This window comes from Faecalibacterium sp. i21-0019-B1 (assembly GCF_042852915.1).
GTDB classification, from domain to species: Bacteria; Bacillota; Clostridia; order Oscillospirales; family Ruminococcaceae; genus Faecalibacterium; species Faecalibacterium taiwanense.
In genome coordinates this window covers 2,549,899-2,568,309 of record NZ_AP031425.1, presented here as the reverse complement: position 1 = coordinate 2,568,309, position 18,411 = coordinate 2,549,899, and the positions used below count along the sequence as shown (strand labels likewise).

Sequence of the window (18,411 nt, the reverse complement as noted above, 5' to 3'; positions counted from 1 at the left end):
CGTTTCGTCAATGAAAAGCCAGTTAAAAAGTGCAAAATCAGCCTTAGACTAAGCGATTTTTAAGTTAATTTTATTTGAAAAAGTTAATTAAATTATTATTTAAGTTCAAAATCCGTGATGTATCCCGGATTTACGGGTCAGTTTTCACAAGAAAATTGCCGAATTGCCACCAAAACACCGAATCTTTTTGGTAATATTGACAGTGAATCTCAAAAGGAATATACTTAAACCACAGAAAGCGAAGGATAACGGTTAGCTAATTAAAGCTAAATTTAGCTTTCGCGAAACGGAAAAGGGTTCCACAAAAAGAAGGAGGACATCCCTATGCGTAAGATCAATCGTCGTAGTTTCCTGAAGGCTTCCGGTATTCTGGCAGCTGCTTCTGCTCTGGCCGCCTGTGGCGGTTCCGGCTCCAGCACCGCTGCTTCCACCGGCAGCGCAGCCGGTTCCGCAGCTGATGCCGGTGCAAAGGCTTATAACGAGCTGACCGTGGGCACCGACAACACCGATCTGAAGGCTGATCTGAAGATCATCAGCCACCGTACCGACCTGATCGACGACGGCACCTTTGATGGCTACATTGCCGCATTCCAGAAGCTGTATCCCAACATCACCATCAAGTACGAGGGCATCACCGACTATGCCAACGACATGACCACCCGTCTGACTTCCAACGACTGGGGTGATCTGTGCATGATCCCCACCACCATCCCCCTGACCGAGCTGGGCGATTACTTTGAGCCGCTGTGCGCTTTGAGCGACATCGAGAACGAGTACAACTTCGCTTCCAACCGCTCCTACAACGGCACCGTGTACGGCATCCCCTCCACCGGCAATGCACAGGGCATCGTCTATAATAAAAAGGTGTTCGAGGCTGCCGGCGTGACCAGCTTGCCCAAGACCCCGGATGAGTTCCTGGATGCCCTGCAGAAGATCAAGGACTACGACCCCTCCATCGATCCCCTGTACACCAACTACGCCGCAGGCTGGACCATGAGCGCATGGGATGCCTACATCGGCGGCGGTGCCACCGCAGACCCCGACTGGATGAACATTACCATGCCCCAGACCAAGGATCCGTTCCAGAAGGGCATTCTGGGTGCAGACGATATGGGTCCCTACGCCGTGTACTACATCCTGTACGAGGCTGTCAAGCGCGGCCTGACCGAGGCTGACCCCACCACCACCGACTGGGAGGGCTGCAAGCCCCGCATCAACAACGGCCAGATCGGTGCCATGGTGCTGGGCAGCTGGGCCATCGTCCAGATGCAGGCCGCAGGCGACCATGCGGATGACATCGGCTATATGCCGTTCCCCATCACCGTCAAGGGCACCCAGTACGCCAGCGCAGGCGCTGACTACTGCTTCGGCGTGAACAAGAACACCACCGATGACAAAAAGCTGGCTGCCATGCTCTACATCAAGTGGCTGACCGAAAGCTCCAACTTCGCCTTTGATCAGGGCGGCGTGCCTGTGCTGAAGAGCCAGCAGTACCCCGATACCCTGAAGGCATTCGACGGCATCGACCTGATCGAGGATACCCCCGCCCCCGCAGAGCTGGCAGACCTTGCCACCGAGGTGCAGCAGGAGGCTGAGCTGATGCTGAACGCCGACCAGACCCACGTTATGCGTGTGGTGGAGGCTGGCATCAACGGCGACGAGACTCTGGACGACATCGTGGCCGACTGGAACGCCGCATGGGACGCAGCTGTGGATGCTTGTGCACCGCAGTAAGCGCTCTATCGTAAGAAATAAGCAGGGTGGGCCCGTGTCCGCCCTGCTTTTGGTGAAAGGAGGTCTTTTACATGGCATCTTCCGCAACCGTATCCGCGCCTAAAAAGCGCAAGAGCTTCAGCGAATACTTTCACAGTATGCGCGGGCAGCAGCTCATCGTTACGCTGGTGTTCCTATTCGTTCCGCTGGTGCTGCTGTTCATGTTCACCTATCTGCCCTTCTTTAAAATGGTGGAGTTCAGCTTCTTCAAAATGAAGTACATCGGCAGGCGCACCTTTGTGGGCTTCCAGAACTACATCTCGGTCTTTACTCGCAAAGACTGCTTCCATGCACTGAGCCTGAGCCTTTACTATATGGCAGGCTCGGTGGTACAGATGGCACTGGCCCTGCTCTTTGCCACCATCCTGAGCTTCAAGTGCAAGGGCAGCAAGTTCTTCCGGGGTGCGCTGTACTTCCCGTGCCTCATCTGCGGCATCTCGGTGGGCTTCATCTTCAAGTTCTTCTTCACCCATGGCTTTGTGCTGGATACCCTGCTGAGCTGGGTGGGATTCAATGTGGATACCCTCCCGTTCTGGCTGCGTGACGAATCCATCAACAATATCGTGCTGGTGGCCTGTTCCATCTGGAAATACATCGGCCAGAACATCGTCATGTTCATCGGTGCTATCGCCTCTGTGGATCCCGTTCTGTACGAGGCCGCCGAGATCGATGGTGCCAACGCATGGCACCGCTTCAAGGATATCATCCTGCCGTCCATCAGCACCATCGTGGTGCTGAACCTCATCATCTCGGTTTCCGGCGCACTGTCCGCCTTCGAGATGCCTTACGTCGTCACCGGCGGCGGTTTCAACACCTCCACCTACTTCGTCGTCATGGACAAGATCGCCCATACTGACCAGAAGGTGGGTCTGGCATCGGCTATGGCTGTGGTGCTGCTGCTGCTCATCATGATCGTTACCTACGCCCAGAAGGCCGTGGAAAAATATCTGGAGAACCGCAGCGGCGGCTCGGCTCAGTGAAAGTGAGGCAGAACCTATGAACGAAACCACTGCGATCAAGACCAAGCGGCTCCTGATCAACCTCTGTAAGTATGTGCTGCTGATCTTCTCGGCCTTTGTGGCACTGGTGCCCATCGTATCCTGCATCTTCACCGCCTTCAAGACGGAAGAGGAGTACGCCAACACCAACGTCATCACCCTGCCCCAGAGCTGGCTCAACTTTGATAACTTCATCACGGCATGGAACAAAGCCAACATGGGCAAGGCTTTCCTCAACAGCTTCATCATCCTGATCTGTGTGCTTGCAGGCAGCATCATGATCAGCGCGATGCTGGCTTATGTGCTGAACCGCTTCAAGTTCCCCGGCAACAGCCTCATCCGCAACCTGTTCACCATTGCCACCCTGATTCCCGGCATTGCTTCGCAGGTCACGGTGTATCAGATCATGACCAGCCTGCATCTGGTCAACTCCATGCCCGGCTACATCATCCTGATGATGGGCACCGATGTCATTACCATCTATATCTTCTTACAGTTCTTCGAGAACCTTTCCCCCACGCTGGACGAAAGCGCCATTCTGGATGGCTGCACCTACTTTGGTGTGTTCTTCAAGATCCTGCTTCCCCTGCTCAAACCTGCCATCGTCACCAGCGCCATCCTGAAGGGCGTGTCCACCTACAACGAATACTATATGGCCAACCTGTATTTGCAGGATAAGACCAAATATCAGGTGGTCGCCACCTCGCTGTATGTGTTCTCCGGCCCCATGGGCAACCAGTACAACTACATCTGCGCCGGTGTCATCATCACCATCATCCCGGCTCTGATCGTCTTTCTGCTCTGTCAGGATCAGATCTACAGCGGCATGGCAGCCGGTGCGGTGAAAGGCTAAAATTGCGATCCACTTTTTCTCCTTCATCATCTGCTGCTTCTCCCGGCTCTCGTGCAGGAGCCGGGAGAGTGTGGCAGAAAAGAGCAACAACCTTCTGTTAAAAGGAGTTTATATTATGAGCAACGTAAAAATGTTCTGCGATGCACTGCCCAACATCCCCTGGCAGGAAAAGCCTGCCGATGTTACCGCCCCTGTGTGGCGGTACAACGAGAATCCCATCATCGACCGCAACCCTGTGGAAGGGGTGGCACGCATCTTCAACAGTGCCGTGGTGCCCTACGAGGGCAAGTTCATCGGCGTGTTCCGTGGCGAGCAGGTCGATGGCATCCCCTACATCTATCTGGGACGCAGCGAGGACGGCATCCACTGGAACTTTGACAAGGACAAGATCCCCTTCGTCAACGAAAAGGGCGAGCCGTTTATGCCGGTGTACGCCTACGATCCCCGTCTTGTGAAGGTGGAGGATACCTACTACATCATCTGGTGTCAGGACTTCTACGGTGCGTCCATCGGCATCGCCAAGACCACCAACTTCAAGACCTTTGTCCGCATCGAGAACCCCTTTATCCCCTTCAACCGCAACGCCGTGCTGTTTCCCCGCAAGATCAACGGCATGTACACCCTGCTGAGCCGCCCGTCTGACAGCGGCCACACACCCTTTGGTGACATCTTCCTGAGCCAGAGCCCGGATATGGAGTTCTGGGGCCGTCACCGCCATGTGATGAGCAAGGGCTCCAACTGGTGGGAGAGCGTGAAGATCGGCGGCGGTGCTGCCCCCATTGAGACCAGCGAGGGCTGGCTGCTGTTCTACCACGGCGTTACCGGCACCTGCAATGGCTTCGTCTACTCCATCGGCGGTGCCATTCTGGATAAGGACGAGCCCAGCAAGGTACTGTACCGCTGCGGCAACTTCCTGCTGACCCCGGAAAAGTGGTATGAGGAGCGCGGCTTCGTGCCCAACGTCTGCTTCCCCTGCGCCACCCTGCAGGATGCCGACACCGGCCGCATCGCTCTGTACTATGGCTGCGCCGACAGCTATGTCGGTCTGGCCTTCACCACCGTAGACGAAGTGGTGGATTACATCAAGACCCACGATAACGCAGGCCCCACCGATCACGAGGTGGGCATCCGCTAAGCGTCAAGCGCAACCCTCTCTGTCAATGCTTCGCATCGCCATCTCTGCAAAAAGAGATTTTACGTCCCCTACCGGGCGCTGGCACGGCGCAAGCCGTGACCGAGAGGGTTTTACTTTGTACAGAAAGGAAGTTCTGTATTATGTCTTCCATCAAACAGGCAGCAGAAGAAATGCTGCTGCAAACCATCATTCCCTTCTGGAAAGGGCTGCGGGACGAGGAAAACGGCGGCTTTTACGGCTACATGGATTTTGACCTGAAGCTGGACAAACAGGCCGAAAAGGGCTGCATCCTGAACAGCCGCATTCTGTGGTTCTTCTCCGAGGCTGCCATGCTCACCGGCCGGGCAGACCTTGCCGAGGATGCCCGCCACGCCTACCAGTTCTTCCTGAAAAACTGCTACGACGAGGCAAACGGCGGTGTGTACTGGAGTTGCGATTACACCGGCAAGCCGCAGGACACCACCAAGCACACCTACAATCAGGGCTTTGCCATCTATGCCCTTTCCGCTTACTACCGGCTGACCAAAGACCCCGTTGCGCTGACCTACGCAAAAAAGATCTTTCATCTCATCGAGCAGCACTGCACTGACAGCGAGGGCTATCTGGAGGCCTTTACCATTGACTGGAAGCCGGAAAGCAACGAGAAGCTCTCCGAGAATGGGGTCATGGCGGCAAAGACCATGAACACCCTGCTCCATGTGTTCGAGGGTTACGCCGGGCTTTATCAGGCAAGCCGTGACCCGGAGGTGGAAAAAGCCCTGTGCCGCATCCTTGATATCTACGAGCACAAGATTTACAGTCCGGAGCTGCACCGGCAGCTGGTGTTCTTTGACCAGCACTACAACTCCATCATCGATTTGTACAGCTACGGCCACGATATCGAGTCCAGCTGGCTCATCGACTGGGGCTGCGATTTACTGGGAGATGCAGCGCTTTCCAAGCGCATCCACGCCATCAACTCCGACCTTGCGGCGCATATCTACAAGGAAGCCTACACCGGCCACTCGGTGGTCAACGAGTGCGACCGCGGCAAGGTGAACACCACCCGTGTGTGGTGGGTGCAGGCCGAAAGCGTGCTGGGCTTCGTGAACGAATACAACAAGAGCGGCGATGCAAAATACCGCGATGCCGCCGCCGATATTTACCACTACATCTGCAACGTGATGGTGGACAAACGCCCCGGCAGTGAATGGTTCTGGGAGGTGGACGCAGACGGAAAACCGTCCAGCCGCAAACCCATCCTTGAGCCGTGGAAATGCCCCTACCACAACGGCAGAATGTGTATGGAACTGATGAGGAGGAATCCCAATGTCACAGTCTAAACTGCATCCCGAATATCTGCGCCAGAAGGCTTTGCAAGACGCATACATTGCCCGCAAAAATAAAAAAAGCGATTTCTATAACGGCATCTACGACCGCTGGGAAAACCCGGTGCTCACCCGGGAATCCATCCCGCTGAGCTGGCGGTTCGATCTGAACCCGGAGACGAACCCCCACTTTATGGAGCGTCTGGGTGTGAACGCCGTGTTCAACTCTGGTGCCATCAAGCTGAACGGCAAGTATTATCTGGTGGCACGCATCGAGGGCAACGACCGCAAGAGTTTCTTCGGTGTGGCAGAGAGCGACAGCCCGGTGGAGGGCTTCCACTTCTGGAAAAAGCCCATCCTCCTGCCGGATACCTGCCCGGAAGAGACCAATGTCTACGATATGCGCCTGACCCAGCATGAGGACGGCTGGATCTACGGTGTGTTCTGCTCCGAGAGCAAGGACAAGACCGTGAACGACCTGTCCGCCGCCGTGGCTGCCGTCGGCATCGTCCGCACCAAGGACCTCAAGACTTGGGAGCGTCTGCCGAACCTTGTAACCAAGCGCAGCCCCCAGCAGCGCAACGTGGACCTGCTGCCGGAGTTCGTGAACGGCAAGTACGCTTTCTATACCCGCCCCATGGATGACTTCATCGACACCGGTTCCGGCGGCGGTGTGGGCTTTGGTCTGTGCGAGGACATCACCCATGCCGTTATCGACGAGGAGATCATCACCAGCCCCCGCCGCTACCACACCATCACCGAGGCAAAGAACGGCGAGGGCGCAACGCCCATCAAGACGGAAAAGGGTTGGCTGCACATCGCCCACGGCGTGCGGAACACCGCTGCCGGGCTGCGATATGTTATCTATGTGTTCGTTACCGCACTGGATGACCCCAGCAAGGTGATCGCAGAGCCGTCCGGCTTCCTCATCGCTCCCCGGGACTGGGAGCGTGTGGGCGACGTCTCCAATGTGGTGTTCACCAACGGTGCGATTGCAGACGAGGACGGCAGCGTGTATATTTATTATGCAGCCAGCGACACCCGCCTGCATGTGGCTTCCACCACCATCGACAAGCTGCTGGACTTCGCCTTCAACACCCCCGCCGACCCGCTGCGCAGTGTGGACTGTGTAAAGCAGCGGTGCGACCTCATCGACAAAAATCTGGAATATCTCAAGAGCATCGGGGAGTAAGCCTTCCCCGGCTCCCCGAAAGGAAACGCCATGAAAAAGACCAACATCGACAGTTCGTTTTACCGTACCATGGGCAGGATCGGAGATCTGCTTTTCGCAAACCTTCTGTGGCTGGTATGCTGCCTGCCCGTCATCACCGCCGGAGCCTCCACGCTGGGGCTGTTCACGGTGGTGAACAAGATGGCAGCAAAAGAGGACTACACCGTCCGCACCGACTTTTTCAAGGCGTTCAAACGGGATTTCAAGCAGGCGACAGCCCTCTGGCTGATGGTTCTGTTCCTCAGTGCAGTCGGCTTTGCCGGGCTGCGGACAGCCACCGCGCAGGATACCGCTTCCAACGGCATTCTGGCGGCGGCGTCCTTCCTGCTGCTGGCAGGCATCGGCTTTCTGAGCTGCTGGGGCTTTGCGCTGCTGGCGCGGTTCTCTTACCCCAAAGCCCTGCTGGCGCTGGCGGACGGCGCACGGATGACGCTGGCAAATCTGCTGCCCAGTATAGGCATCCTTGCCTTTCTGGCATGGTTTCCGCTGCTGGCAAAGGCTGCGCCGGCGTGGTTCGTCTATCTGCTGCCGCTCTGGCTGCTGCTCGGCGGCGCGGGGTCAGCCCTCGGCATGGCCTGCCTGATGCGCCCCGCCTTCGCCCAGCTGGAAAAGGCCGGGCGCAAGGATGAGGCCGAGGAACCGGAAGAAGAAAATTTGGATGGAGGAACCGAAGCATGATCGTTCGTTCCAAGAACTGTTTTACCTTACATACCGCCCACACCAGCTATCAGATGGCGGTGGGGCAGAGAGGGATGCTGCTGCATACCTATTACGGTTCCCGTCTGCCGGATGATGCGCCGAACCTTGCCGACCCCCGCGCACCGCATGGCGACCCCGGCTGCTGGCCGGACCTTGAGCCGCAGGAGCTTTCCGGTGCGGGCACAGCGGACAACCGCACCCCAGCGGTCATCCCGGAATATGCTGATGGGACCGAAGCCGCCGCTTTTGTGTTCGACCATGCAGAAGTGCAGCCCGGCAAACCTCAGCTTCCCGGGCTGCCCATGTTCCGGAACGGTGACGGCGTGGAAACGCTGTCGGTTTTCCTGAAAGATGCCGGCGGGCTTGCGGTGGAGCTGCGGTACAGCGTGTATGAAGCGGATGACCTCATCACCCGGACGGTCATCTATACCAACAATGGGAACGAACCGCTGACCCTGCACAAGGCTGCTTCGCTGTCCATCGACTTTGCGCCGGATGCGCTGGAGCTTATCACCCTGAACGGCACCTGGGCGGCCGAGCGCACCCCGGAGCGTGCAGCTCTGCGCTGCGGTATCCAGAGCATCGGCAGTATGCGGGGCATCCCCGGTCACGCCCACAATCCGGCGGTGGCGCTCTGCCACGCAGATACCACCGAAACGACCGGTAACGCATGGGGCTTTGCGCTGGTGTACAGCGGCAACTTCCTCATTGAGGCCGAGCGTGCCGACGCAGGGGAACGGCTGGTGATGGGCATCCACCCCTACCACTTCCACTGGACGCTGGCTCCCGGCGAGAGCTTTGCCGCACCGGAAGTCGCGATGGTCTATTCGGATAAGGGTCTGGGTGAGATGAGCCGCCGGTTCCACAACGCCATCCGCACCCGGTTGCTGCCGCCCCGCTGGCAGGATATGACCGCGCCCCGCCCGGTGCTCATCAACAGCTGGGAAGCCTGCTACTTCGACTTTGACGAAAAGAAGCTGCTGGAACTGGCTGCTGCCTCCAAAAAGGCCGACATCGACCTCTTTGTGCTGGACGACGGCTGGTTCAAGGGCCGCAACGATGATTCCACCAGTCTGGGCGACTGGATAACGGACAAAACAAAATTGCCGGACGGTCTGCCCGGCCTGTGCAAAAAAATCAACCTGCTGGGGCTGCAAATGGGCCTGTGGGTCGAGCCGGAAGCCATCAGCCCGAACTCGGACCTCTACCGTGCCCATCCCGACTGGGCGTTCACCATTCCGGGCCGGGAGCCTTTGGAGATCCGGCACCAGTACACACTGGATTTCAGCCGTCCGGACGTGGTAGACGGCATCTGGCAGCAGCTGGATGACACTTTGCAGAGCTGCCCGCTGAAATACCTCAAGTGGGACATGAACCGCTCGCTGGCACACGTTTACAACGCAAAGCTGCCCGCAAAGCGGCAGGGCGAAGTGTACCACCGCTATGTACTGGGCGTGTACGAACTGCAGCGGCGGTTGACCGAAAAATACCCCGACCTGCTGCTGGAAAACTGCGCAGGCGGCGGCGCAAGGTTCGACTGCGGTATGCTCTATTACAGCCCGCAGATCTGGTGCAGCGACAACACCGATGCCCGCTCCCGTCTGGTCATCCAGTACGGCACCAGCCTGTTCTACCCCGGCTGTGTGATGGGCGCGCACTTCTCCACTGTGCCAAATCACTGCACCGGCCACACCTCCACCGTGGAAGCCCGCATGGCGGCGGCGCTGAGTGGCACCTTCGGCTTTGAGCTGGACCTGACCAAATACAGCGAGGAAGCGCTGGCAGAGCTTCGCCCCTATGTGGCGTGGTATCGCCGACACGGCGCACTGCTGCGCAGCGGGGAGCTGCATCGTCTGGTAAACCCGGAACCCAATGGTCTGGGTGCAGCATGGATGATCGCCGCAAAGGACGGCAGCGAAGCTGCCGTGTTTGCGGTAGGCGATGCCCTGACCGGCTGCCACGGCACAGCAAGCGCCAACAGCCGTCCCCGCCTTGTGCTGGCAGGGCTGGACCCGGCGGCACAGTACACCGACGAAGACGAAAATACCTACAGCGGCGTACAGCTGCTGACCACCGGTCTGGAGCTGCCCGGCGGCTGGGGTCAGACGCCCGCAAAGATCTGGTATCTGAAGAAAGTGTGAGTTTATGTTAGAAGAAAAAATCAAACAGGCCTATGACCGCTGGCTGGCACAGCCGGAAATGCCTGCCGACCTTGCCGAGGAGCTGAACAGCATCGCAGGCGACGAAGATGCCATCACCGACCGGTTCTACCGGGAGCTGGAATTTGGCACCGGCGGCCTGCGGGGCGTTATCGGCGCAGGCACCAACCGGATGAACGTTTATAACATCCGCAAGGCGACGCAGGGTCTGGCCAATTACCTGAACGCCTCCGACTTGCCGAAGAAAGTTGCCATCGGCTACGACAGCCGCATCAAGAGCGATGTGTTCGCCAAGGAAACGGCGGCTGTCCTTGCCGCCAACGGCATCAAGGCTTACATCTACCCCCGCTTGGAGCCCACCCCGGCACTGAGCTGGGCGGTGCGGTACTACGGCTGCGGCGCAGGCGTCTGCGTCACCGCCAGCCACAACCCCGCCAAGTACAACGGCTACAAGGTCTATGGTGCGGACGGCTGCCAGATCACGCTGGAGGTGGCTGCAAAAATCCTCGCCGCCATCGAAGCCGTGGACTGCTTTGCGGTGCAGCCTGCCGATTTTGACGCAGCTCTTGCGGAGGGAAAGATCGAGTACAGCTCGGAAGAGTGTCTGGACGACTTTGTGGATGCCGTCTATGCCCAGCGTGTAGGTGACGGTGCAGGCATTGCTGACCTGAAACTGGTCTACACCCCGCTGAACGGTTCCGGCCTGGAATGTGTGAAAAAGCTGCTGAAAAAGCTGGGCGTTTCTCATGTGACGGTGGTGCCGGAGCAGGAAAAGCCGGACGGCAATTTCCCCACCTGCCCTTACCCCAACCCCGAGATCCGGGAAGCCATGCAGAAGGGTCTGGAGCTGTGCGACAAAGTCCATCCCGACCTGCTGCTGGGAACCGACCCCGACTGCGACCGCTGCGGCACGGCAGTGCCGGACGGCAAGGGCGGGTACCGGCTCATCACCGGCAACGAGATGGGCATCATCCTGCTGGACTACATCTGCCGCACCCGCAAGGCGCTGGGCACCATGCCGGAGCACCCCGTGGCCGTGACCACCATCGTGTCCACCGATATGGCAACGCCGGTGGCAGAAAAATACGGCGTGGAGCTGCGCCGCACCCTGACCGGCTTCAAGTTCATCGGTGAGCAGATCGGCCTGCTGGAAGCCGCCGGAGAAGCCGACCGCTATATCTTCGGTTTTGAGGAGAGCTATGGCTACCTGTCCGGTGCTCACGTCCGGGATAAGGACGCTGTCAACGCCACGCTGCTGGTGTGCGAAGCTGCGGCATGGTACGCAAAGCAGGGTATGACCCTGCTGGATGCCATCAACCAGCTGTACGCCGAGTTCGGCTGCTACCGCAACGCCCTGCACAGCTTCGCCTTTGAGGGCGAAAGCGGGATGCACACCATGCAGGCCATCATGAAACAGTTGCGCAAGACCCCGCCGCAGAGCATTGCCGGAATCGCCGTGGAAAGCGTGCTGGACTACAACGCCGAAGGCACCGGTCTGCCGAAGGCAAATGTCTTGGAGTTCCGTCTGGGTGGAAAGGCAAAGCTGATGGTTCGTCCTTCCGGCACTGAGCCGAAGATCAAGGTGTATCTGTCCGCCGTTGCTCCTACGGAAGCCGAAGCAGATGCCATCAATGCGAAGCTGGGTGACGCCGCTGCCGAGCTGCTGAAGGCATAAATTCTCAAATATTTCTACAAACGGCTGCCTCGTTCCTGCCATAAAAATGGACGGGGCAGCTTTTTTGCACCCTTTTTTCGGAAAAAGTGTCATTTTATGTGCAATTTTAGGCATATTGGAGGTATGCAAGATGAAAACGATTCAACTGAAACCAAGCTGCAAGGACTACCTCTGGGGCGGCGAAAAACTGCGTACCGAGTACGGCATCCAGAGCGAGATGCACCCCTTGAGTGAGGCGTGGATGCTCTCCTGCCACCCGGACGGCCCCAGCTACCTGCCGGACGGCACGACTTTGCAGCAGTACATTGACGCGCACCCCGGCTGCCTTGGCACCGACTGCGTAAAGTTCGAGGAGTTCCCCATTCTGGCAAAGCTCATCGACGCCAAGAAGGACCTGTCCATTCAGGTGCACCCCTCTAACGCCTACGCCCTGGAGCACGAACACCAGTACGGCAAGACCGAAATGTGGTATGTGCTGGAGGCAGAACTGGGTGCGACCCTCTACTATGGCTTCACCCATGAGATCAGCAAAGAGGAGTTTGAGCACCGCATCAAGGACAACACCCTGACCGAGGTGCTGAACGCCGTCCCGGTGAAAAAAGGCGACTGCTTATTCATCCCCTCCGGCACGCTCCACGCCATCCGCAAGGGCATCGTGGTGGCTGAGATTCAGCAGAATTCCAACGTCACCTACCGCATTTACGATTATGGCCGCAAGGGTGCAGACGGCAAGCCCCGCCAGCTCCACATCCCGCAGGCTCTGGATGTGACCGAACGCAAGCCGCCTGTTGCTCACGACTTCCACGGCCATCTGGCACAGTGCGATTACTTTACGGTGGATGCCGTGGAGGGCAGCTTCAAGGATATCTGCGATGATGTTTCCTTTACTTCTCTGCTGATCCTGGAAGGAGAGGGGACCCTGACCGAGACCGCCACCGGCGAGAGCCTGCCCATCCAAAAGGGCGAGAGCTTCTTTATCCCGGCAGGCACCGGGGAATATACGGTGAGCGGCACGGATCTCAAGTGCCTGCGCACCCGCGTGTAAACAAAACTCCCGGATCGTATACACAGTCCGGGAGTTTATGCTATGATATAGCTATCAAGACTGAAACGAAAAGAGGACACTGCCATGGCATCCTACCGCTACGAACGCAACATTTCCCCCGAGGATCTTGTGCCGGAAAAACCCCGGGAGCTGACGCCCGCCGAAGCCCGCGCCAACTGGTGGCATTATCACTGGTATTATGTGGTGCTCATTGCCGCGGCGGTGCTGGCGGTCGGGTATTTTGTGTGGAGCCGTGTCACCGAGGTGAAGCCGGACTATACGGTAGCGGTCGTGGGGCGTATTGACCCGGACGCGGCGTTCCTGTCCGAGGTGGAAACCAAATTGGAAGCTGCGGCCGATGATGTGAACGGTGACGGGAAAGTAAAAGTCAACGTGAAGAGCATCTGGCTTGCGCTGGATTACGATGGACAGGATTCCTCCCTGCGCAAGCTGATGGAATCCAGTGAGGACAAGCTCAATTCGGATTTTTATCTCTGCGAGAGCATGATCTTCATCGTGGACGACCCGGCGGCAATGGAGCAGCGGTACGGCTGTTTCCGTCTGCTGGACGGTACTGACCCGCAGGAGGGCGACAGCCTGAGCGTTTCCGATTTTGCCGTGCTGCTGGACGACACCGCCCTTGCCGGAGTGCAAAGCGAAAGTGGCACAGAATGGTATGTGGCAAGGCGTCTGAGTGAAGGCGTGGAGGAAGAATCCCTCACCACAGGAGATGCGCTGTGGGAGAAGCTCATTTGATTTTCTGAATTCGTAGAAAGTCTTACTTCTACCGCTTTATCGTGATAAATTTTGCGAAACCATCTTGACGCACCTACACTTCCATGATACCCTTTATTCCAAATCCTGCTGACAAAAGTGGTGGTTCTCACCGTGATAACCACCACTTTCAGTGGATGATTGCCCAAAAGAACGTACCGCCCCGCAACACACCCGATTCATTTTGCCGCCGATTCACCCGACAAAATCATCGCTGCGCTACGTGGGCGGTATTTTTCTTTTTCACAAATAAAATCCTATGTGGTTGTTCAATCTTCCAAAACTTGTTTTTGGTTGTTGACCGTACAACCTCAAAGTGTTATTCTTGTGCTTGAAAGAAGCAGGCTGTAGTGTCCACACTGCTCCCGGCTTTCTTCATACCGAACCTTGAATCCTTCATAAGCCGTCTGAACGTGATATCGTGCCATGACCTCACACTTTCTGTGAGCGAGCCGGACAACGCCGCTGCACAAACAGGGGCAGGAACTTCGTTCGGAGCAAACGGTGACCCCATTACATGAGCAGCGGAACTCTCTACTTGTTTTTGCGTCTTAACAATTCGGAAACATTTGTTGAAAATGCGTTTTGAGCGCAGCGGTGGAGGGCAAGAACCGTCCCGTGGCCACAAATTTTCAATTCTTGAAAATGTTGTGCTCCACCGGGACTTCACTTCTTCAATGCATCTGCATTTCCGAAGTGATCTTGTTGGGGCGTGCCTGCCCCAAACCCTGCTCATATTCGCACCTTGCGGTGCGAAAGAACGGCGTGTCGTGCTTACATAGCTTCACCGAGAAGCTAGCAAGACGACAGGAGGTTCAATGAACAAAACGAATGTCAAAGCGAATCCCAGCACGACCCACCGCCACGACACGCCGAACAGCAAAACGCACATCATCAAGTTCCGTGTGACGGAAACTGAAAAGTTGGAACTTGAAAATACCGCAAAACTCCTTCATCTCTCCCTGTCCACTCTCATCCGCCGTGCGCTGCACAATGCAAAAATCGAGCGCACTGTTGTCGTTGCAGGCGGCGGCGAAGAAACCCTGACCGCCGTTTCCACCCTGCTTGCCCAGTGCAGCAAGGTGGGCGGCAACCTGAACCAGCTTGCAAGGCACTTCAATTCTGGCGGTGCGGACACCGAGCAGATCCGGGCGAAAATCCTTGACGAACTTGCAGACCTGACCGCATTTCGGCTCAGCGCCGAGGAAGTTCTGGGTGAACTGTATGGCAACGCTCAAGCATATCGCCTCTAAAAACTCGGACTACACCGCCATCGAAGCGTACCTGATCTACCAGCACGATGAATTCTCCGGCAAAGTAATTCTGGACGAACAAGGCAGGCCCATGCTGCGAGAATCGTATCTGCTCAACACCCTTGAGTGCGGCGATTTTTCGTTTGCAACTGCCTGTCTGCTGGCAAACCGCAAGTACGGCAAGAACACCCAGCATGGTGATATTAAGAGCCATCAATATTTTGACCCCAGAGATGCAGCCGACAACGGCTTGACCATGGAAAAAGCACAGGCTCTCGGCCTGAACTTCTGTAAAGAAAACTTTCCCGGTCATCCTGCCATCGTCTGCACCCACCCGGATGGGCATAACCATTCGGGAAATATCCATGTCCACATCGTGATCGGCAGCATCCGCACACGAGAAGTGGAACGCAAGCCCTATATGCAGAAGCCTCGTGACTGGCGTGAGGGCATGAAGCACTCCAGCACAGCCCAGACCATGCGGCACCTGCGTGTCGCAGTCATGGAAATGTGCGAACACGCTGACCTGCATCAGATCAATCTACTGGAAGCACAAGGCGACCGTATTTCTGAACGGGAATACTGGGCACGGCGGCGCGGGCAGCAATGTCTCGACCATGCCAACGCCAGATTGCTTGCAGAAGGGAAGGCTCCCAAGCAGACTGTTTACCAGACGGAACTGGAAACTCTGCGCAGGCAAATCGACTCCGTGCTGAAGAAAGCCACCACCTTCGATGAATTTTCTGCATTGCTCTTGCAGGAACATGGCATTGCCGTGAAAGAGAGCCGAGGGCGATTGAGCTACTGCCCGTCCAATCGGGTGAAATTCATCACCGCCCGGAAGCTGAGCAAGAAGTTTGAGAAAGAGCAGGTGCTTGCCGCACTCGCTCAGAACATCTGGCTTGCTCCGACCGTCCAGCCCATCGCAGCAGACAAGCCCAATAAGATTCAGAAACTGGTGGACATTCAGGCAAAGCTGAAGCAGGGCAAGGGCATCGGCTACGAGCGTTGGGCGAAAAAGCACAACCTCAAAGCCATGGCACAGACCTTGATCCTCTTGCAGGAAAAAGGTCTGCTTGACGAGGACGCACTCAACCAGAGAATCACAGAGCTTGACACCAAGTTCCACGAATCACTGGCCGTAGTGAAAGACCTCGAAGGTCGAATGAAAGCCAACAAAGATCTGCGCTATCACGTCGTAGCCTACACCAGCACCAAGAACATCGCACAGCAGTTAAAAGCTGCCAAATCCCCCGCAGCCTTTGAAGAACAGCATCGTGCAGCGCTGACAGCGTACCGGGCGGCAGCAGCCTATCTCAAGGCAAACAACATCACCAGCCTGCCCAGCCCGAACAAGCTGGAAGCGGAATACTGCGCGCTGGCTTCCGAAAAGGCACAGTTCTATGAGCAGTACAAGGAAGCTAAATCCGAACTGCTCAAGCTGAAAGACGCAAAGCAGAATGTTGCCCTGTTCTTCCGGGAGGACGAACGGACGCAGCAGGAGAGATAAAGGAGTGTGCGTATGATCAACTTGAAAATCGACCCGGAGTTTCAGAATCAGATTCCGCCGCTGACCGATGATGAATTTAAGCAGCTTGAAGAAAATATCCTCAGAGAGGGCAAGCTGCTCTCTCCTTTGATTGTTTGGAACAACACCCTTGTTGACGGTCACAATCGTTATGCCATCCTCCAGAAACACCCGGAGATTTATTTCTCCACCATGCCGCTCCGATTCGAGAATCGCGAAGAAGCCCTTGCGTGGATTTGCAGAAACCAGTTGGGGCGGCGCAACCTGAGCCCCGAACAGAAGCGTTATCTGATTGGCAAACAGTATGAAGCCGAGAAGAAAGCCGCAAAAATCTTTCGGGGCAACCAGTACACTTTAGCAAAGAAAAGTGGTGGTGCTCACGATGATAACCACCACTCCGGGAAGAAAACCTGCGACCGGATCGCAGAGGAAAACGGTGTCAGCCGTGCCTCTGTTCTCCGTGCCAGCCACTACACGCGAGGCATCGACATCGCAGATAATCTCTCTCCCGGCATCAAGCAGAAAGTCTTTTCCGGTGAAGTGAAGTTCACGAATGAAGAAATGTCCAAGCTCGTGCAGAGCAGTCCTGCCAAACGGCAAGACGTATTTGCCGAGATCATGCACCCGGAAATCACGAAAGCAATGGAGGCTGCAAATGCAGACCCCAAAGCAGACGTGCCGGTTCCGATGCCCACATCCGACCCCGAACAGTTCAAGGGATACCAAGTCCCGGACGAGTGCATGAAGGTCTACAAGACGCTGAGCATGGCCACGGAAATGATGCGAAACACATGGAAGCGAGTGCTCAAAAATAATCAGAGTTATCTTTCTGACCCGGAAAAGCAGAAGGTTCTCCGCTACGCCATGCAGCGGCCAGCCCACTATCTGAACGAGCTGGAAGCCTGCATGGAGCAGATTCTTTCTGAAACAATCGAAGAAGCTGAAAAGACCGCATAACGACAGGCACTTGTAAGCCATCAACAAGCCACCAGCCGCAAGTGCAAGGCAGAAAACTTCCGCGCCCTTGCGCCTGATAAAAATGGAGCTTTGATTTTCTTGCCCGGCTTTGCCATGGTGGGACGATTAAAGGAGCGTGCGTTTGAACAAAAAGAAAAAGTCCACAAACACTTCCCCCTACCCCGATGAAGTCATTGACTGTCTGGCACGGGCATTCTAACCGGCCATCCTTGCCTGCTGGAACAGCGAGGAAGGTCAACGGGAGTTTGCCGCGTGGCAGGCGGAGCAGGCTCATCTCTCCGGCAAAGAGAAACAGGAAGTTCCCGTGGGGGAACTCCCTGCCTTACTTATCGTGTGTGGATTTTGGCAGGGTGCGTCCGGCAGGGCGCACCCTGTTTTTGTGTTCAGTCCTCTAATCCGTGACTTGCAGCCGCATTTCTCAGATACTCCTCCGGCTCACCGTTCAGGATCAGTTCGGCATACGCCAGCGGGTCGTTATAGATGAGGTAGTCCAGTTCAGACCTCTGCGCCATGGTAACGTCCAGCGCATCCTCGACCCCAGTGCAGTCGATGGAAATTTTGTATCCATCTTTGAGCAACAGTTCCACACATCCGGTGTCCATGTTAAACTTGCAGGCTCTTTCATCGTACTTCATAATCATACCCTCCAAAGCTTGTTATTGGTTTACGGTCTATGACAAGGTATCGGAGTTTTGTATCTTCCACGGGAGCCTTCATTGTCGTACCCGAAGAAAATGAAAAATCCGAACCCTTCTCCAATCGGAAACAGGTTCGGATTTTTCTTGTTTGGTGGGCGCGGGTGGATTCGAACCACCGAAGCTGAAAGCAGCAGATTTACAGTCTGTCCCCATTGGCCACTCGGGAACACGCCCATATTCACTTTTTGTGTCCTTCGCCGGACGACTTGTTTATTCTATCATGCAGAAAGGCTTTTGTCAACTGTTTTTTTTACCTTTTTCTTCAAATGCGTTTTCCGTGCAGAGAAACGGCAGGAAAAGCCCTG

General features: G+C 56.3%; 15 protein-coding genes and 1 tRNA gene. 14 read left to right on the top strand and 2 right to left on the bottom strand.

Annotated features, from left to right (window positions below):
• Positions 1–324: 324 nt before the first annotated feature.
• The 14 genes from ACGHP1_RS12810 (at position 325) to ACGHP1_RS12745 (ending at position 17,387) form a co-directional block, all read left to right on the top strand.
• Complete coding sequence (locus ACGHP1_RS12810; RefSeq protein WP_390509583.1) at positions 325–1,734, top strand: ABC transporter substrate-binding protein; 1,410 nt, start codon at positions 325–327, stop codon at positions 1,732–1,734.
• Positions 1,735–1,805: 71 nt separating this feature from the next.
• Positions 1,806–2,753 carry a carbohydrate ABC transporter permease gene (locus ACGHP1_RS12805; protein ID WP_390509581.1) on the top strand — a complete coding sequence of 316 codons (948 nt, stop codon included), beginning with the start codon at positions 1,806–1,808 and terminating at the stop codon, positions 2,751–2,753.
• Positions 2,754–2,769: 16 nt separating this feature from the next.
• Entirely contained in the window at positions 2,770–3,624 is an 855-nt protein-coding gene (locus ACGHP1_RS12800; protein WP_390509579.1) for a carbohydrate ABC transporter permease, read from the top strand.
• Positions 3,625–3,739: 115 nt separating this feature from the next.
• Complete coding sequence (locus ACGHP1_RS12795; RefSeq protein WP_390509577.1) at positions 3,740–4,759, top strand: glycosylase; 1,020 nt, start codon at positions 3,740–3,742, stop codon at positions 4,757–4,759.
• A gap of 140 nt (positions 4,760–4,899) precedes the next feature.
• On the top strand, positions 4,900–6,081 hold the full coding sequence (locus ACGHP1_RS12790) for an AGE family epimerase/isomerase (RefSeq protein ID WP_390509575.1): 1,182 nt from the start codon (positions 4,900–4,902) through the stop codon (positions 6,079–6,081).
• Positions 6,068–7,258, top strand: coding sequence for a glycosidase (locus tag ACGHP1_RS12785; RefSeq protein WP_390509574.1), 1,191 nt, complete (start codon positions 6,068–6,070; stop codon positions 7,256–7,258). Before ACGHP1_RS12790 ends, ACGHP1_RS12785 begins: the two co-directional genes overlap by 14 nt.
• Positions 7,259–7,288: 30 nt before the next feature.
• On the top strand, positions 7,289–7,975 hold the full coding sequence (locus tag ACGHP1_RS12780) for a DUF624 domain-containing protein (protein WP_390509572.1): 687 nt from the start codon (positions 7,289–7,291) through the stop codon (positions 7,973–7,975).
• Positions 7,972–10,137, top strand: coding sequence for an alpha-galactosidase (locus tag ACGHP1_RS12775; protein WP_390509571.1), 2,166 nt, complete (start codon positions 7,972–7,974; stop codon positions 10,135–10,137). Before ACGHP1_RS12780 ends, ACGHP1_RS12775 begins: the two co-directional genes overlap by 4 nt.
• A gap of 4 nt (positions 10,138–10,141) precedes the next feature.
• A complete protein-coding gene (locus tag ACGHP1_RS12770; protein WP_390509569.1) occupies positions 10,142–11,830 on the top strand; it encodes a phospho-sugar mutase in 1,689 nt (562 codons plus the stop codon).
• A gap of 130 nt (positions 11,831–11,960) precedes the next feature.
• Positions 11,961–12,875 (top strand): type I phosphomannose isomerase catalytic subunit, encoded by a 915-nt coding sequence (locus ACGHP1_RS12765; RefSeq protein ID WP_390509568.1) that lies wholly within the window; start codon positions 11,961–11,963, stop codon positions 12,873–12,875.
• Between the two features lie 84 nt (positions 12,876–12,959).
• Positions 12,960–13,631 (top strand): hypothetical protein, encoded by a 672-nt coding sequence (locus ACGHP1_RS12760; protein WP_390509566.1) that lies wholly within the window; start codon positions 12,960–12,962, stop codon positions 13,629–13,631.
• Between the two features lie 836 nt (positions 13,632–14,467).
• The gene (locus ACGHP1_RS12755; protein WP_390509564.1) at positions 14,468–14,902 is read left to right on the top strand and encodes a plasmid mobilization protein; all 435 of its coding nucleotides are present in this window, start codon (positions 14,468–14,470) and stop codon (positions 14,900–14,902) included.
• Positions 14,874–16,412 (top strand): relaxase/mobilization nuclease domain-containing protein, encoded by a 1,539-nt coding sequence (locus ACGHP1_RS12750; protein WP_390509818.1) that lies wholly within the window; start codon positions 14,874–14,876, stop codon positions 16,410–16,412. Before ACGHP1_RS12755 ends, ACGHP1_RS12750 begins: the two co-directional genes overlap by 29 nt.
• 12 nt (positions 16,413–16,424) lie before the next feature.
• Positions 16,425–17,387 carry a hypothetical protein gene (locus ACGHP1_RS12745; RefSeq protein WP_390509563.1) on the top strand — a complete coding sequence of 321 codons (963 nt, stop codon included), beginning with the start codon at positions 16,425–16,427 and terminating at the stop codon, positions 17,385–17,387.
• Positions 17,388–17,791: 404 nt separating this feature from the next.
• On the opposite strand, the gene ACGHP1_RS12740 is transcribed toward ACGHP1_RS12745, so the two are convergent.
• Both ACGHP1_RS12740 and ACGHP1_RS12735 read right to left on the bottom strand, forming a co-directional pair.
• Positions 17,792–18,043, bottom strand: a complete 252-nt coding sequence (locus tag ACGHP1_RS12740; RefSeq protein ID WP_390509562.1) for a DUF6061 family protein — start codon at positions 18,041–18,043, stop codon at positions 17,792–17,794.
• A gap of 152 nt (positions 18,044–18,195) precedes the next feature.
• Positions 18,196–18,280: transfer RNA gene (locus ACGHP1_RS12735), tRNA-Tyr, on the bottom strand.
• Positions 18,281–18,411: the final 131 nt, after the last annotated feature.

What these genes read in the sequence shown, in the direction of transcription:
- ACGHP1_RS12785 (WP_390509574.1), top strand. Translation starts at nt 6,068, where the DNA reads ATGTCACAGTCTAAACTGCATCCCGAATATCTGCGCCAGAAGGCTTTG.
- ACGHP1_RS12740 (WP_390509562.1), bottom strand. Translation starts at nt 18,043, where the DNA reads ATGAAGTACGATGAAAGAGCCTGCAAGTTTAACATGGACACCGGATGT.
- ACGHP1_RS12765 (WP_390509568.1), top strand. Translation starts at nt 11,961, where the DNA reads ATGAAAACGATTCAACTGAAACCAAGCTGCAAGGACTACCTCTGGGGC.
- ACGHP1_RS12790 (WP_390509575.1), top strand. Translation starts at nt 4,900, where the DNA reads ATGTCTTCCATCAAACAGGCAGCAGAAGAAATGCTGCTGCAAACCATC.
- ACGHP1_RS12755 (WP_390509564.1), top strand. Translation starts at nt 14,468, where the DNA reads ATGAACAAAACGAATGTCAAAGCGAATCCCAGCACGACCCACCGCCAC.
- ACGHP1_RS12745 (WP_390509563.1), top strand. Translation starts at nt 16,425, where the DNA reads ATGATCAACTTGAAAATCGACCCGGAGTTTCAGAATCAGATTCCGCCG.
- ACGHP1_RS12795 (WP_390509577.1), top strand. Translation starts at nt 3,740, where the DNA reads ATGAGCAACGTAAAAATGTTCTGCGATGCACTGCCCAACATCCCCTGG.
- ACGHP1_RS12775 (WP_390509571.1), top strand. Translation starts at nt 7,972, where the DNA reads ATGATCGTTCGTTCCAAGAACTGTTTTACCTTACATACCGCCCACACC.
- ACGHP1_RS12780 (WP_390509572.1), top strand. Translation starts at nt 7,289, where the DNA reads ATGAAAAAGACCAACATCGACAGTTCGTTTTACCGTACCATGGGCAGG.
- ACGHP1_RS12750 (WP_390509818.1), top strand. Translation starts at nt 14,874, where the DNA reads ATGGCAACGCTCAAGCATATCGCCTCTAAAAACTCGGACTACACCGCC.
- ACGHP1_RS12810 (WP_390509583.1), top strand. Translation starts at nt 325, where the DNA reads ATGCGTAAGATCAATCGTCGTAGTTTCCTGAAGGCTTCCGGTATTCTG.
- ACGHP1_RS12760 (WP_390509566.1), top strand. Translation starts at nt 12,960, where the DNA reads ATGGCATCCTACCGCTACGAACGCAACATTTCCCCCGAGGATCTTGTG.
- ACGHP1_RS12770 (WP_390509569.1), top strand. Translation starts at nt 10,142, where the DNA reads ATGTTAGAAGAAAAAATCAAACAGGCCTATGACCGCTGGCTGGCACAG.
- ACGHP1_RS12800 (WP_390509579.1), top strand. Translation starts at nt 2,770, where the DNA reads ATGAACGAAACCACTGCGATCAAGACCAAGCGGCTCCTGATCAACCTC.
- ACGHP1_RS12805 (WP_390509581.1), top strand. Translation starts at nt 1,806, where the DNA reads ATGGCATCTTCCGCAACCGTATCCGCGCCTAAAAAGCGCAAGAGCTTC.